The sequence below is a fragment of the Aeromonas sp. HMWF016 genome (assembly GCF_963878195.1).
Lineage (GTDB): Bacteria > Pseudomonadota > Gammaproteobacteria > Enterobacterales > Aeromonadaceae > Aeromonas > Aeromonas lacus.
Window position 1 is genome coordinate 61406 of the sequence record NZ_CAWNWX010000112.1, and the last position, 16443, is coordinate 77848.

Consider the following 16443-nt stretch of genomic DNA (forward strand, 5'->3'; position numbering starts at 1 on the left):
GCATCAGCAAACACCCGGCACCCACCAGCAAGAGAGCCATGCCATGACGCCGCAGCACGAGCGTGACCAGCCACAGGATCACCAGATCAACGCCCTCAGCCGCGAGCAGTGCCACGCCGCACGGCTCGCCCGCGACGCGCGATTCGATGGCCGCTTCTTTACCGGCGTCATCTCGACCGGCATCTACTGCCGACCAGTCTGTCCGGCACGTCCGCCGCACGAGCACAATGTGCGTTACTTCCCGAGCGCTGCTGCCGCCGAGCAGTATGGCCTGCGCCCCTGTCTGCGCTGCCGCCCTGAGCTGGCGCCCGCCGCTCGCAGCGACTTGCCTGCTCAGCTGACACGGCTGCTGGCGCGTATCGATCGCGGCGAGCTGGCGGACAGCACGCTCGCCGAACTAGCCGCAGAAACCGGTATCAGTGAGCGCACGCTACGCCGCCAGTTCGAGGCCTACCTTGGCGCCTCGCCAAAGCAGGTGGAGCAGACGCGCCGCCTGCTGCTGGCGAAACGATTGCTGACCGAGACTCGGCTGCCCATCACCGATATCGCGTTTGCCGCCGGATTTGCCAGCATCCGCCGCTTCAACGATGCCTGGCTGAACGCCTATGGGCTGGCCCCGCGCACCCTGCGCCAACAGGAAGGCTGCGACGATATGGCCGACCACTGTGCTTCAGGCCAGCGTGGGGCAACGCTGACGCTGCAACTACCCTACCGCCCCCCGTATGACGTGGCGGCCATGCTGGCGTTCTATCGGCTGCGGGCGATCCCCGGACTGGAGCGGGTGGATGGCGAGGTGTATGAGCGGCGCTATCTGGTTGGCGATCAGGTTGCAGTGGTGCGCATCGCACAGGGCAAGGGGCACAGCCTGCAGCTCACCGTCCATGATCTGCCGCTCGCCGCGCTGCCTGATCTGCTCTATCGGGTGCGCAGGATGTGGGATCTCGATGCCGACATGCAGCGGATCGGCGCTCAGCTCGTTCAGGATCCGCTACTGGGCCGTTTGCAGACACGCTGGCCCGGCGTGCGACTGCCGGGTGGCTGGGACGAGTACGAGGTGATGCTGCGCGCCATCGTCGGCCAGCAGGTCTCGGTCAAGGGGGCCATCACCATACTCGGGCGACTGGTGGCCCGCACCGAGGCCCAATTCGGGGTGGCGCAACTGCCGACCCCCACCCAGCTGTGTGAGCTCGATCTCGACGGCATCGGCATGCCCGGCAGCCGCATTCGCACCCTGCGGGGAGTGGCCGAGGCGCTGGCCAGCGGCGAGATGACCCTCACGACAGCCAGTGACGACCAGTTGCTGGCACTACCGGGCATAGGCCCCTGGACGGTCGCTTACTGGCGGCTGCGCTGCGGACTCGATACCGATGCCTTCCCCGCCTCCGATCTGGTACTGCAAAAAGCGCTCGGGGGAGGCGCCAAACTACCGGTGAAAGAGGTATTGGCGCAGAGTGCCGCATGGCAGCCGTGGCGCAGCTATGCCGCAAGCTGGTTGTGGCACGCCATGAGCGAAGCGCCTGCCTTGCTTATCGATACCGGAGGCAATGAAGCGCAGTCCGGCAACCAACAACAGGAAATAACATCATGATCCGCTACGATATTCTGCCGACCCGCTGCGGCGATCTGCTGGTTGCCATCAACGAGCATGGTCTGGTGCATGTGGATTTTGTCGCGGGCCTGCGGGCGCTGCCCGATATGAGCGGCTGGCAGCAAGACGCTGCAGCGCTGGCCCCCTTCCTCGCCGAGTTTGACGCCTATTTTGCCGGTCGCTTGCAGCGCTTCTCCCTGCCCCTTGCGGCTCGTGGCACCGCCTTTCAGCAAGCAGTGTGGCAAGCGCTGTGTGACATCCCCTATGGCGAAACCCGCAGCTACAGCGATATTGCCCGTGCCATCGGCAAGCCGAATGCGGTACGGGCAGTGGGCGCGGCGAACGGCCGCAATCCGCTCTCGATCATCGTCCCCTGCCATCGGGTGATCGGCCAAAACGGCAGCCTGACCGGCTATGCGGGGGGATTGGAGATTAAAAAGGTGCTGCTGGCACTGGAGAAGCAGGAGAGGGAGCTAGCCACCGCGCAATAGCGCGCGCAGGCCGAAGAGGGGTATCAACCAGCGCCACCCAATCGGGTCGAGAAAAAATATGCCCCCGAAACGGGGGCATAAGGGTTCTGCCATTACAACTACAACCATGCATCACTCATGGCGATGCACCGCTCGCAGCCTATTCAACCAGCTGATAGATCGCGTGGTTGACGAACTTGGGATCATTCGGCTTGACCCCTTCGACTCGCTTCAGCTTACTCCCCGCCAGTTTTTCGGTTTCCGGGTTGGTTGAGGAGTAGAAGTACACCTTGGCCCCGGCCGGCAACGCAGCAAGACTCCAGTTGTTATCCACTTTCTGCTCAAACCCTTCCGGATGCTGCTTGGCCATCTCCTTGACGTAAGCAGAGAGCACTTCGCGGGTCTCCATGGGATCTTCATGCACTACCGCTTTGCTGTCGATGCCCGGGAAATTGCCGCCACCGCTGCCGCGATAGTTGTTGGTGACCACATAGAAGTTCTGCTTCAGGTCGATCGGTTTGCCCTGATAGGTGAGCTCGGTGATCCTGTGCTTATCGCTGATCTGCTTGCCATCCTGGTCATAACGGGCTGGCTGGGTGATATCAATCTTGTATTGCACCCCTTTGATCATGTCGAAGTTATAGGGGCGGAAGTCATCGACCACCAGCCACTGCACCTTGCTGGCATCGGGGACGATATGGTTGTACTGGCTGACGCTCTTCTCCAGCCACTCTTTCACCGTCGCACCGTTAACTTTGGTCACTTGCAGGGTGTTGGGGAAGACATAGAGATCCGCCACGTTGCGCAGGGAGATCTTGCCCGCTGGCACCCAGGTAAAATCGTTCGGGCCGTTGCGGCCACCACGGAACGGCGCCACCGCCGACAAAACCGGCAGATCCTCGTTGAGGGCGCAATTCACCCCGTTATGACTCAGACAATCCGCCTTCACCTGATCAATGTGCCACTTCTGGGCATCGCTCACGATCTGGAGGGAGGCATCGTCCTGCACTACCGAGAAGAAGCTGTAGATGGGCTTGGCGATCTCGCTGATAGGATCGGCCAGCCACTGGTTGGTTGCATCATGGGTTTTGTCGACCAACGCCTCGATTTGACTATCTCCCGGCACATCCATGCTCTTGTCGACCAGCCGCACTTCCGAGTGACTGGAAACCACCTGCCAGCGGCCATCCTTCTGGGTCAATTTCAGGTCGATAACCCCAAGATGGTTACCCGCAACCCCCGGCATGACGGCAGGCACGCCGGCAATCCGGCCCTGGGCATTATCGACCTGGGCGACATCCGGATACTCGCCAGGGAAAGCTTTGTGGGCATGGCCCAGCAACAGAGCGTCAACGCCTTTCACCTGTGCCAGATAAACCGCAGCGTTCTCCATAAAGGGCTCCTGCGGCGTCCCCGTGATACCGGTGTGAGCCACTACAACCACCAGATCGGCACCCTTGGCACGCATTTCGGGGATGTAGTGCTCAGCCGTCTCGACCATATCGGCCACGATGACCTTGCCTTCCAGATTACGGCGATCCCACTGCATGATCTGGGGCGGATTTACCCCCAGTACCCCAACCTTGACCGTCTGCACGTTGCCATTGACGTCCTTCACCTGACGGTCGAGCAGCACATAAGGCTTGAAACGGTTGGGCATGGCATTCCAGTCGATCTTGCCATTGCCGTCGCGTTTGAAATCGCGGGCATCGAACACGTTGGCATTCAAGACCGGATAATTGGCCCCCGACAGCGCATCGGCCAGATAGTCGAGGCCATAATTGAACTCGTGGTTACCGAGGTTGCCGACGTCATATTGCAACTGGTTGAGCGCATTGATGGCGGGATGCCCCAGCTTTTTCAGGTAATCCGGATTGCCCTTGTATTGCGCAAACACGTAATCCGACAACGGCGTACCCTGGATCAGGTCGCCATTATCGATCAGCAGGTTGTTGCCATTTTCCTCACGGGCTTTATGGATCAACAGCGCAGTACGGGAAAGCCCGAGAGAGTGGTCGACTTTGTTCTGGTAGTAGTCAAAACCAAGCAGATTGGAGTGAATATCGGAGGTCTCGATCAGACGCAGATTGACATCTCCGGGGGCGGCTTTTCCATTATCGCTATTGCAACCGGAGAGCAGCAGCAATACGGCCACCGAGCTCAGCGTGAGGGTCGTCTTCATTGGTATAGTCATGAGTTGTTTCTCACTTTATGTTGTGTTTATCGTTAATGCCAGCCCGTACATTCTACCTGCAAACCAGACAGATTCATGTGAGCAAAACTGCATAAATGGCTCATATCACTATCTGCCTTTCATATGCTCTGACAACGAGTCTTAACTTAAAACAACACCAATTAATAACAACAAAAACAATGTCTGAACAACATATAAACCGCTATAAAAAAGCAGCCCATTTCAATATCTGCTGCCAGTTAATAGGTGTCCCATCACCCCAGTCATATTTCAGCAGTAATGCAACATCCAAAGAACATTGCAACATGAGGATGTAACCATTTGAAATTGGATTTACTTTTCAGTTCCGAACAATCACGCTTAATTACCACTCATTTTCATCCGAACTCTATTAATAGAGTACTAATAGAAATAGCCACTGCATAACTACCGGTGACACCCTATTTAATGGAGAAAAATGATCGACAACGCCTGAACAATACCCGCCCGGCACAGAATAAGAATGTCAGCGTAAAAGCGTCAGCTAGTATTATTTCAGTAACTGAAAGAACCATTCGTAATAATCTGTGAGCATTGGCTGATTGATATATGGATTTTTAAAAATCCAATGAGGGAGCCAAACCTGATACTTATATACTGAATTTATTAAATATCGATATTGTATTGGAAATAAATGCATTACCCAAAGTCGGTGACAACGTAGTGACCCAATTAATCTCATTCAGCCGAATAGGAACACAAAGCTCCATTCAGAGCTTGAAAGCGGCTGAGCAGTTCCAGCAGTAATCGCCAAAAGCAGAGCCCCGGAGCCAAACTCCGGGGGCTTTTTCATTTCCTCCCGACTCAGTTCTGACTTAACAGAGCCGCGGTTCGGCAATCACTTCTTCAAACTTCCCATCACATGCATCTCGCAGCGGTTGCAGTCAAAGCGCAGACGGAAGGTGTCTTTACCCATCTTGAGCTCCAGCGGCTCGGCCTTGAGACCGGGCACCTCGTTCGGACAGAGGTTCTGGCTGTAGCGGATGCAGTGCTTGGTGATCATCAGCACCACTTCCCGCTCCTCCTTGTTCGCCTCATAGGCGGGGGCGAGGCGCTCCACCCCGTGTTCGCGGAAGAACTGCTCGGCGGCGCTGTTCAGCACATTGCCAAGGTAGGAGAGACGGTGCTGGGGATAGCTGATATCCCGCAGAGCAATGCGTCGCTCGGGGCGCTGGTAGCTAGCCACACGCGCCGCCTCCAGCGCAGCTATGCCATCCCGACGCAAGCCGTTAAGCTGTGATGCGGCAATGAATAGCGGGTGAGTGAATGCCAACTCAATCTTGCGTGCCACAAACAGGGTGTTGCCGAGTTTACCGAGTTGGTCGCGCGCCTGTTGCAGCGCCCGCTCCGGATTGTCGGCAGGCTGCTTGTCGCATGGTAGGGTCACCGCGGCGCTGATGCCCTGCTCGTCGGTGAGCGTGAGGCACAAGCCATCATCGCACTCTGCCAGCACCATATCGACCCGGATGCGGCGATCCGCGCTGGCCTTTTCCAGCATCTTGCTGAACGCCTGATCGTGGTTGCGGTAGATCTCGGTGCCCACTTTCAGACCTGGCATGCGTTCTGACAGGAGTAACTGCTTACCTTCCACTTTATTGAGGCGCATCCCCACCAGCTCGTTGTTCGGCTTGAAAAAGCCGAGACCGTCGCCGTTGTTGAGAGTGACCTGCTTGCCGTCAATCTCGATACCATCCTTGGTGACTTTGGTGACCCGCCCCAGCGGTTCGCCCACATATTTCGGGCTCTTGGTAGAGTCGATCCCCTGCTGGCGACCATGGAGGAAGTAGTCGGTGCTGCCGCGGTTGAAGCTCTTCTTGGGATCAGGCGTGAAGCTGTAGCTGCAACGACCCGCAGAGGCAGCCACCAGATCGGAGCGAGTGTCGAGAATGGCGTCGAGCTTCTGGCGATACCAGGCAGTGACGTTCTTGACGTAGTCGAGCCCCTTGAGACGCCCTTCAATCTTGAAGGAGCGGATCCCCGCCTCAATCAAAGCCTCCAGGTTGTCGGTCTGATCCATATCCTTGAGGGACAGCAGGTGACTGTCGGCCACCAGCACTTCACCATCCGGCTTTTGCAGCGAGCAGGGCAGACGGCAGAGCTGGGCACACTCACCGCGGTTGGCACTGCGGCCGGTACGGGCATGGCTGATGTTGCACTGGCCGCTGTAGGAGACGCAGAGCGCGCCGTGGATAAAGAACTCCAGCTGCACATTGGTCGCCGCACTGATCTCGCGGATCTGCGCCAGCGACAGTTCGCGCGCCAGCACCACCTGAGAGAAGCCCACATCCTGCAGAAACTTCACCTTCTCCGGCGTGCGGTTGTCGGTCTGAGTACTGGCATGGAGCGCGATGGGTGGCAGATCGAGCGCCAGCAGCCCCATGTCCTGCACGATGAGCGCATCGGCCCCCGCCTCGTAGATCTGGTGGGTCAGCCGCCGCGCCTGCTCCAGCTCGTGATCGTGCAGCAAGGTGTTAAAGGCAACGAAGACCTGGGCCCCGAAACGGTGGGCGTGGCGCGCCAACGCTTCGATATCTTCGAGGGAGTTGCCCGCCGCACTGCGGGCGCCAAAGGCAGGGCCGCCCATGTAGACAGCATCAGCGCCATGGTTGATGGCTTCGATGCCGTAGGCGAGGTTCTTGGCCGGAGCCAGCAGCTCCAACCGGTTGTTGTGGCTTAGGGAATGCTTGTTCTGGTGCATGGTCTCGGGATCAGGGCGGACAGCAAATGACGGCTACTCTAGATCATCTGCAGTTTGCTTGCCTTGATCCCGCTTAAGGTATCTGCGAAATGCAGGATTACATAACCACCTTGAGCGCCAGCCCGAGCAGCACCAGCCCACTGACCTTATCGATGACAAAAGACTTGGCTTTAAGCCACGCCAGCACAGGGCCACGAGAGAGCACCAGCGCCACCAGCACGTACCAGACGGCATCGATCCCGCCAGCGGTGAGCATCATGATGCCCCCTTCGCTCCAGCCGGTATCGGCCCGCACAAACTGGCTGAACAGGGCGATAAAGAAAACCGCTAGCTGGGGGTTAAGGAAGGCCACCATAAAACCTTCAAAGGCGCCTTGCCGACCACGCAGCTGGTGCACCTCTTCACTTGCTTCACCATTGGCAGGCTTGGCCAGCAGGGCTTTCACTCCAAGCCAGGCAAGAAACGCAGCACCGCCGTAGCGGATCAGATCAAACAGGATCGGGGTCTGGGTGATCAGGATGGAGAGGCCAAGCGCGGTGACCAGCGCATAGATACCAACCCCGAGGCCGTGACCGAGCGCAGTGGCGACGCCGTGCCCCTGTCCGCCCTGCACCGTGTTGCGGATGATCAGCGCCAGACTCGGCCCTGGGCTGATGGCGCCCATCACGCAGATTGCAGCCAGTGCCAGCCAACTCGTCAGTTCCATGCTTTTCCTCTTTATATGCTCGATATGATGCTCTGCATTCAGGGTACGGGCTGAGCCATTATGCCAGTAGTGAAAGTTATGAATAGATTCCATAACCAATGGCTATACAACGAGACAACTGACTGTAGCTAGCACCCTTGGCCGAGCTGCTTGCGGCTCTCGCCGACGGTACGTTGCAGGTGATCCCGCAGGAAGGGGTAGACCAGCTCGCGAAACCAGCGGTGGGCCGGATCCTGATGGTGGCGCTGGTGCCACAGCAGATGATACTGCTGGTCACGGGTAGCAAACGGCAGGTCGACAAAGGTGAGCCCATGGGCGCAGGAGAGCTGCCAGGCGATATGGGCCGGGGTGGTCATCAGGCAATCGGTGCGTAGCAACACCTCCACCGCCGCCTGAAAGAAGGGAACCCTGGCAAACCAGCGCCGACCCAGTCCCTGCGGCGCCAATACCTGCTCCACCGGACTGTCCTTGTCACCACCGCCGCTCACCTGCAGGTGAGGCCAAGCCAGATAGTCATCGAGACTCAGCGCCTTGCCCGCCAGCGGGTGGTGACGTCCCATCAGCACCGCCAGCCGATCTTCCCCCTGATGCAGACCACGGATCTGCTCCGGTACCTGCTCGGTGATGGTGGAGACCAGATCGAGCTCGGACTGCCACAGTTGCGGCAGCTGACGCTTGTCCCACAAGCTGTACTCCAGCGCCGCCAACGGCGCCTCTTTGGCGAGCGCGGCGCAGATATCGGGCAGGATATGCTGGGCCACATAATCAGAAGAGGCGAGCCGAAATACCCGCTCGCAGCGGCTCGGGTCAAACCCGGGCGCCTCGTAGAGCCGCTCCAGCGCCCCGAGAGAATCAGCCAGCTGGGCGGCCAGCAGTTCGGCGCGCGGCGTCAACAGCCAGCGTTGCCCCTCCCGCACCAGCAGCTCGTCGTCAAACTCGCAACGCAACTGGGCAAGCTGCTTGCTGATGGAGGGCTGGCTCAGGTGCAGCAGCTCGGCGGCGCGGCTGATATTGCGGGTCTCCAGCAGTACCTTGAGGGTGGGCAGCAAGTTGAGATTGGCTCTGAGCAAGGGATACCCTCATCGGTGGCGAAACGCCTATCTTAGGGCAAGCAAGCATCTCGTTTTAAGCAAAATTTCCAGCCATGTTCAGCACGTTGCGACCCTTTCTTGCCAGATAGCCCCAGCACATAACCATGACCACAAGATGACAGTGGTTGTCTCGTGCGGCATAATTGCACGATTTTCCGCCCGCGGGCGATCCACTTTGAGAAGCGGTAACAAGATGAAATACGCCAATATCACCGGCTGGGGCAAATGCCTGCCCCCCTCCGTGCTGACCAACGATGACCTCAGCACCATCATGGATACGTCAGACGAGTGGATCTATCCCCGTACCGGCATCAAGCAGCGTCGGGTCTCTCATGTCAGTACCTCGGATCTCGCCACTCTGGCTGGCCGTCGAGCCCTCGCCTGTGCAGGTCTCGAAGCGAGCGACCTCGATGGCATCATCCTGGCTACCGCCACCCCAGACAACCTGCTGCCAAGCGCCGCCTCTGCGGTGCAGAAGAAACTGGGCGCCGTAAACGCCGCCGTATTCGATCTCAACGCTGCCTGCACCGGTTTCGTCTACTCCCTCTCGGTTGCCACCTCGCTGGTACAGACCGGCATGATGAAGAAGGTGCTGGTGATCGGTGCCGAACGCCTCACCTACCTGCTGGACTGGGCACGCCGCGATACCGCCGTGCTGTTTGGTGATGGTGCCGGTGCCGTGGTGATCGAGGCAAGCGAACAAGAGTGTGGCCTGATCGCCAACAAACTCGGCTGTGACAGCGAAGCTCGCGAGATCCTGCACGTACCTAACTTCGGCACCGATCGGGTGCGTTTTGCCGATATCGACGGTCTGTTCACCTTCAACTTCGAAGGTCAGGAGATCTTCAAGCGTGCCGTACGCGGTATGGGCGAAGCGACTTCTACCGTTTTGGCTCAGGCTGGAATCACCCCCGAGCAGATCGACCTTATCGTTCCCCATCAGGCCAATATCCGCATCATCGAAACCCTCGCCAAGCGGATGAATGCGCCGATGGAGAAGGTGATGGTCAACATCGAAAACTACGGCAACACCTCCGCAGCTACCGTGCCTATCGCCCTGTGCGAAGCGCTGGAGCAGGGCCGCGTCAAACCGAACTCATATCTGCTGACAGCCGCCTTTGGTGCTGGTCTAACCTGGGGTGCAGCCATCATCAAGTGGGGCGATCGTGTTACCCCTATCAGTAAGTGCGAGGCTGAACTGCCGCCGTGCGACAAGAGCGCGCTGGAGCTGATTGCCCACGCCGTGGAAGGTTGCCAAAAGGCCCACGCCAACGAAGCCTGACATCTACTGTTTTCAGCAAAAGAGCCTGCAACTGCAGGCTCTTTTTTTATCCAGTTCACCCAACTCCTGTTCTTGTCCCCTTAACAGTGCCTCTGGCTACCTGTCATAACAGACCAATTTGCAGCCAATTATTTTTTTTACGCTACCCTTATTGTGCCAACTATAAATAAAGAAAGAGATTCAAGAGACCCTCACATTAAAACCATTGGCTCTTGAACCCCTAAAAATTTTGCACTGGGATAAAACTTCAAATGACACAACCAAAAAGTGGCGTAAACACACCGCTTTGGGAACCGGTTTGCTGGTTCTGCGGTATCGGTCTTGGCGTGCTGAGCTGCCTGCTATTACAGCTCGCCGGCGCCCTTTCGCTCATTTACCTGCTTGTTACCGTGCTCTTCTCCTGCGGGGCCTCTCTCTGGACATCTCGCCATTTCCATCAGCAGTTGCACCACCAGCAAACTCGCGCAGCTGATTCTGTGGCCATAGATAACAGCGTACATGCCCACTCCATTGCTGGTCTCGAACAGGTATGTGAAAAAGTTCTCCCCATCTGGTCAAAACAGATTGAAAACTCTCGCCAACAGACCGAAGAGGCAATGATCGATCTGACTCAACGCTTCAGCGGATTGGCCACCAAGCTGGAAGAGGCAGTCAATGCCTCTCATCTTGCTGCGGGGGAACTGGGAGATGCCAACTCTCGTGGCATGGCAGGAGTTCTTAGCGAAAGCCAACAACAGCTCAATGAAGTCGTTGCCATCTTGCACTCGGCGCAAGCCAATCGGGATGCCATGCTGGCCGAGATAAAGAGCCTGACAACCTACACTATCGAACTCAATGCCATGGCGATGGATGTTGCCAAGATTGCCTCCCAGACCAACCTGCTGGCACTCAACGCAGCCATTGAAGCAGCACGTGCTGGCGAAGCCGGACGTGGTTTTGCCGTGGTAGCGGATGAAGTGCGCAACCTGTCACGCCTCTCAAGCGAAACAGCCCAAAAAATGACGGATAAAGTCGACACCATCAACACAGGAATCAGCCGTGCTTTTCAGATTGCCGAAAATGCCGCGGCACGGGATCACGCCTCGGCCCTAAATTCCGAGCAAACCATCGAGCAAGTGCTGAGCCGCTTTCGTCATGCCACCGACAGTCTGGCTGAGTCAGCGTCTTTACTGCAAAACGAAAGCACCGAAATCCATCGCGAAATCTCCAGCGTTATTGTCTCACTGCAATTTCAGGACAGGGTCAGCCAGATCCTGAGCCATATCCGGAAAAATATGGAGAACCTCTCGAACCACCTGCAATCGGAGCAAAACAACCAGCACTCGGGACCAATCCAGATCGATGCCAACCGGTGGTTGGCTGATATGGAGCTCTCATACGCAACCGATGAGCAACGCAATATTCACCATGGTCGCACTACCCGTACAGTCCAAGCGCAAACAAGCAGCGCTGACATCACATTTTTCTAGGAGAGATATATGGGCAAAACGATCCTGATCGTGGATGACTCGGCAACCATTCGCCAAGTCGTAGGCATGACGCTCAAAGGAGCCGGTTATGAGGTAATGGAAGCCTGTGATGGCAAGGACGCGCTCAAAAAACTCGACGGCAAGAAGATCAACCTGATCATCAGCGACGTCAACATGCCCAACATGGATGGCATCACCTTTGTCAAAGAGGCGAAAAAGCTGGCCAGCTACAAATTCACTCCCGTCATCATGCTGACGACAGAGTCGCAGGATAGCAAAAAGCAGGAAGGTCAAGCTGCAGGCGCCAAAGCATGGGTAGTCAAACCGTTCCAGCCGGAACAGATGCTCTCCGCGGTATCCAAACTGATCATGCCATGATGCCGGAGCTCATATGTCATTGCAAAGCGAGATGCTGGATAACAAGACAGTGGTAACACTACCTGACGAGCTCACCATATACACAGTGGGCGAAATCAAAGAGGCACTCACCCCCTTGCTCTATCAAGGACGGGAACTGGAACTCAATCTGGCAAATATTGCCGAGATAGATAGTGCGGGACTCCAACTGCTGATCGCAGCCAAAAAAAGTGCACAGCAACAGGGTTACCCCCTCTCGCTGGTCTGGCATAGCAACATCGTGCTGGAACTTCTGGAACTTTGCCAATTATCCGGATTCTTTGGCGATCCAACTCTCATCACTCATGACGAGCGGCCCTGAGCCAGCATGACAAGGAGTCACTGTGAGTATCGATCTTGATCAGGCTTTACAAACCTATATTGCCGAGGCGCGTGATCTACTCGAAGAGATGGAGTCCGCTCTACTCTCACTGGAAGGTGAGCCAGATAATGGTGAATTGATAGGTGCCATCTTCCGTGCGGCTCACACAATCAAAGGCTCTGCAGGGCTGTTTGGGCTGCAGCCGATTGTCGGGTTTACCCACATCGTAGAGGATCTGCTCGACCAGATAAGAAACCAGCAGCTTGTTGTCACCTCTCCCTTGATAAAGGATCTGCTGGAGAGCTGTGACCACATCCAGCTACTCATTAGCGTCGTAGCCGAACAGGGCTCTGCATTGAGCGATAGCGACGAAATGCAGGATCAGCGCTTGCGGCTCGCTCTCACCCGTTACCAATGCGTACCGCAAACCACGTTGCCAGATACTGTGCCCACTCCCGAAGCCAAAATAGAAAAAGAGGAAGCTGTCACCAGCTCAGCATCGCTATGGCATATCTCTTTGCGCTTTGGCCCGGACGTGCTGCGCAACGGCATGGATCCTGCGGCCTTTCTGCGCTATCTCTGCACGCTCGGTACTATCAGTGCACTGGAAACCATTCACCAGGCCATACCGGATTGGGGTCAATTTGATCCGGAAAATTGCTATCTCGGTTACGAAATTGATTTTGACTCCCAAGCAGATAAGGCTGCCATCAGCGACGTCTTTGAATTTGTCAGAGATGACTGCCAGATTGTCATTCTCCCCCCCCACAGCAAGATCACCGAGTTCATCAATCTCATTGAATCGCTGCCGGAAGATAACGCCATGCTGGGGCAACTACTGGTCAACACCGGAGCACTGACCGCAGAAGAGCTGGCCGCTGGACTACAAATCCAGCAAGCAACATCCAATGAAATCGCGCCCAAGCTTGGTGAAATCCTCATCGCGCAAGGCGCTGTCAATGAAGCCGTTGTCGATGCTGCACTGAAAAAACAAAACCAGACCAAAGAGAGCAAAAACAAGGAGGGACGCTACGTCAGGGTACATGCCGACAAGCTGGATGACCTGATCAATCTGGTTGGGGAGCTGGTAGTCGCCAGCTCAGGGGCAAACTTGCTCGCGCAGCGAATCAGGGAAGCCCAGCTACAGGAAGCCACATCGGTGATCGCCATGCTGGTGGAAGAGATCCGCGATAATGCATTGCGCCTGAGAATGGTCCCCATTGGTGATACCTTCAACCGCTTTCAACGAGTTGTACGAGATGTAAGTCAGGAGCTAAACAAAGAAATCACCCTGGTAATATCAGGTGCAGAAACCGAGTTGGACAAATCCGTCGTGGAGAAGATCGGCGACCCGCTCATGCATCTGGTCAGAAATGCGATGGATCATGGTATCGAATCGGCCGAGCAACGCCTCCTTGCGGGCAAACCCTCCAAAGGAACGTTGAATCTCAACGCCTACCATGACTCTAACAGCATCGTTATCGAAATCAGGGATGATGGCGCTGGCCTCAACAAGGCAAGGATCCAGCAAAAAGCCATTGAACGCGGCTTGATCAGTACCACCAGTACGCTGACAGACCAGGAGATTTACCAACTCATCTTCGAGCCCGGTTTTTCCACTGCCGAAGCGATTACCAATCTTTCCGGCCGCGGCGTCGGTATGGATGTGGTCAAACGCAATATTACTGCCCTGCGTGGCACAGTTGAACTCGACAGCATCCCAGGCAAGGGCACCAGAGTGCAAATCCGCCTTCCGCTGACACTCGCCATCATCGACGGTTTTCTGGTCAGGGTCTGCGATACCCATTATGTGATCCCGCTGGATATGGTGATCGAGTGCGTAGAATTAACCCCGAACGCTCTGGCCGATACACAAGGACGAAATTACATCAACCTGCGAGGTGAAGTGCTGCCCTTCATTCGTCTGCAGCACTACTTTGATACCCAAGGCATCAAGGGGCGTCGTGAGAATATTGTAGTGGTGAGTTATGCAGGGAAAAAATCTGGACTGGTAGTCGATGAGTTGCTGGGAGAGTTTCAAACTGTCATCAAACCTCTGGGTAAATTATTCCAGCGGCTGCAGGGAATAAGTGGTTCAACCATTTTGGGAGGAGGAGAAATTGCTCTTATCCTCGATATTCCATCGCTTATTCAGCACGCAATAAACCAGGAATCAGGGCAATTTAGCCGATTAAATCCCCCATCAATCCAACCCCACATCAGCATCAACTGAGGAGTCACATATGTTTAAAAACTCCACCATAAAATTACGCCTCATTGTTCTGCTTTGCCTGCTTTGCACACTTCTGCTCGGAGTTGGCAGCCTTGGCCTATATAATATGCAGAGCAGCAATACAGGGTTGCAACGGGTATACAACGACCGGGTGGTTCCACTCAAGCAACTGAAAACCATCTCTGATCGCTACGCCGTATCCATCATCGACAACATCAATAAAGCCAATGCAGGCCTCATCACGGCAGAAGAGGCGCTTACCCAGATAGAGCAAGCTCAACAAGAGATCAAACAGGTCTGGCAGAATTACCAATCCACCACGCTCACCAGTGAGGAACAACGTTTATCCTCCGAAGCCATTAACCTGTTTAGCGCAGCCAATAGGGACATTGGCAAACTGGAAAAATTTCTGGCTACGCAACATGGGATGATCCCCGGCATGCTCAACAATTTCGATGGCGCGCTCTACGAATCCATCGATCCGATAGGCAATAAAATAACTGAACTGGTTACCTTGCAGCTGAGCGTAGCCAAATCTGAATACGCTGCCGCTCAGTCCTGGTACCACAACATGCTGATTACAATGGCATCCGTCATCATTGCAGGCATGGTTATCGCAGCTTGGTTCGGCACCATGCTGATAAAAAGTATTATCACCCCCATTGAACAAGCCTTGAATGTTGCCAATAGTCTCGCGGCAGGCAACCTCGATGTATCGATAAAAATTGAGTCAAATGACGAAGCAGGCCAGTTGCTGCTAGCCATGGATAACATGGTCAAGACTCTCGGTGCCCTGATTACAGATATTGAAACGCTGGTGACAGCAGCCGTGGAAGATGGGGACTTCAGCCATAAAATTACACTGGAAAACCGCCAAGGTTATATCAAGCGTGTATCAGAACTATTGAACCGGTTATCTCATGTCACGGATACCAGCCTTGAGGATGTGATGCGCATTGCAACCTCTCTCTCCAAGGGAGACCTGACACAACGTATTGACGAGCCCTACCCCGGGATTTTTGGTCAGACAAAAGATGGCTTGAACCAAACCATAGTGGCACTGACACACATTATTGAAGAGGTGCGCAACGCCGCAGATAACCTCACCAATGCATCCAACCAGGTGAGCAACACAGCACAGGCATTAAGCCAGGCAACCAGCGAACAAGCAGCCAGCGTCGAGGAGACAAGTGCATCCATTGAGCAAATGAGTGCCAGCATCAATCAGAACACTGAGAATGCCAAAATCACCGACAGCATGGCCAGCAACTCGGTAAAAGAGGCAACCGAAGGTGGACGCTCTGTTCAGCAAACCGTGGCAGCCATGCAGCAAATAGCCAAGAAAGTCAGCATTATCGATGATATTGCCTACCAAACTAACCTTCTGGCACTGAACGCCGCCATCGAAGCTGCCCGCGCCGGAGAACATGGTAAAGGTTTTGCTGTGGTCGCGGCTGAAGTTCGAAAACTGGCTGAACGCAGCCAGGTCGCCGCGCAGGAGATTGGTGAGCTATCTTCCGACAGCGTCAGCAAGGCTGAATGTGCTGGCAGTTTGCTGGAAAAAATTGTCCCCTCGATCCGCAAAACATCCGATCTGGTTCAGGAAATTAATGCGGCTTCCTCTGAACAAGCCAGCGCAGCCAACCAAATCAGTCTGGCAATGAGTCAACTTAATCAGGTAACACAGCAAAATGCGGCCAGCAGCGAAGAGTTGGCAGCCACAGCGGAAGAGATGAGCTCACAAGCAAGTGAACTGCAGCAGACCATGTCCTTTTTCTCGCTGGAGAAAAATCCGCAAACCAGTGTCAGTCAGTATGAGCAGAGCCATAAAAACCATAAAGTATCTCCCCCCAGAGGAAGCTTTATTGCCCCACCACAACGGGCTATTCCGCCACATCAGCCCCCATCTTCATCCCTGAATGAAGCTGATTTTATTCACTTTTAACCGGAGGACC

At 55.6% G+C, this 16443-nt stretch carries 12 protein-coding genes; 8 read left to right on the forward strand and 4 right to left on the reverse strand.

The features are described 5' to 3' along the window. Positions 1-43 precede the first annotated feature (43 nt). Complete coding sequence (locus tag AACS24_RS19210) at positions 44-1588, forward strand: AlkA N-terminal domain-containing protein (RefSeq protein WP_108571682.1); 1545 nt, start codon at positions 44-46, stop codon at positions 1586-1588. After that, a complete protein-coding gene (locus AACS24_RS19215) occupies positions 1585-2079 on the forward strand; it encodes a methylated-DNA--[protein]-cysteine S-methyltransferase (RefSeq protein WP_108571683.1) in 495 nt (164 codons plus the stop codon). The genes AACS24_RS19210 and AACS24_RS19215 overlap by 4 nt, the downstream gene beginning before the upstream one ends. Before the next feature lie 139 nt (positions 2080-2218). Here the strand turns inward: AACS24_RS19215 and AACS24_RS19220 are convergent, their stop codons facing one another. The 4 genes from AACS24_RS19220 to AACS24_RS19235 form a co-directional block, all read right to left on the reverse strand. Then, positions 2219-4240, reverse strand: coding sequence for a bifunctional 2',3'-cyclic-nucleotide 2'-phosphodiesterase/3'-nucleotidase (locus AACS24_RS19220; protein ID WP_108571684.1), 2022 nt, complete (start codon positions 4238-4240; stop codon positions 2219-2221). Between the two features lie 889 nt (positions 4241-5129). After that, positions 5130-6989 carry a peptidase U32 family protein gene (locus tag AACS24_RS19225; RefSeq protein ID WP_108571685.1) on the reverse strand — a complete coding sequence of 620 codons (1860 nt, stop codon included), beginning with the start codon at positions 6987-6989 and terminating at the stop codon, positions 5130-5132. A 97-nt stretch (positions 6990-7086) separates the two neighbouring features. Continuing rightward, complete coding sequence (locus AACS24_RS19230) at positions 7087-7695, reverse strand: LysE family translocator (RefSeq protein WP_181364236.1); 609 nt, start codon at positions 7693-7695, stop codon at positions 7087-7089. 128 nt (positions 7696-7823) lie between these two features. Continuing rightward, positions 7824-8765, reverse strand: coding sequence for a LysR family transcriptional regulator (locus AACS24_RS19235; protein WP_108571687.1), 942 nt, complete (start codon positions 8763-8765; stop codon positions 7824-7826). A gap of 214 nt (positions 8766-8979) precedes the next feature. Here AACS24_RS19235 and AACS24_RS19240 point away from each other — a divergent pair, with 214 nt between their 5' ends. The 6 genes from AACS24_RS19240 (at position 8980) to AACS24_RS19265 (ending at position 16433) form a co-directional block, all read left to right on the forward strand. Further along, positions 8980-10068 (forward strand): ketoacyl-ACP synthase III, encoded by a 1089-nt coding sequence (locus tag AACS24_RS19240; protein ID WP_108571688.1) that lies wholly within the window; start codon positions 8980-8982, stop codon positions 10066-10068. A gap of 251 nt (positions 10069-10319) precedes the next feature. Continuing rightward, entirely contained in the window at positions 10320-11537 is a 1218-nt protein-coding gene (locus tag AACS24_RS19245; protein WP_108571689.1) for a methyl-accepting chemotaxis protein, read from the forward strand. Between the two features lie 9 nt (positions 11538-11546). Next, complete coding sequence (locus tag AACS24_RS19250) at positions 11547-11915, forward strand: response regulator (RefSeq protein ID WP_033114172.1); 369 nt, start codon at positions 11547-11549, stop codon at positions 11913-11915. 13 nt (positions 11916-11928) lie between these two features. Then, a complete protein-coding gene (locus AACS24_RS19255) occupies positions 11929-12255 on the forward strand; it encodes an STAS domain-containing protein (RefSeq protein WP_104015558.1) in 327 nt (108 codons plus the stop codon). Between the two features lie 22 nt (positions 12256-12277). After that, complete coding sequence (locus tag AACS24_RS19260) at positions 12278-14488, forward strand: chemotaxis protein CheA (protein ID WP_108571690.1); 2211 nt, start codon at positions 12278-12280, stop codon at positions 14486-14488. 10 nt (positions 14489-14498) lie between these two features. After that, positions 14499-16433 carry a methyl-accepting chemotaxis protein gene (locus tag AACS24_RS19265; protein WP_108571691.1) on the forward strand — a complete coding sequence of 645 codons (1935 nt, stop codon included), beginning with the start codon at positions 14499-14501 and terminating at the stop codon, positions 16431-16433. The last annotated feature ends 10 nt before the right edge of the window (positions 16434-16443 follow it).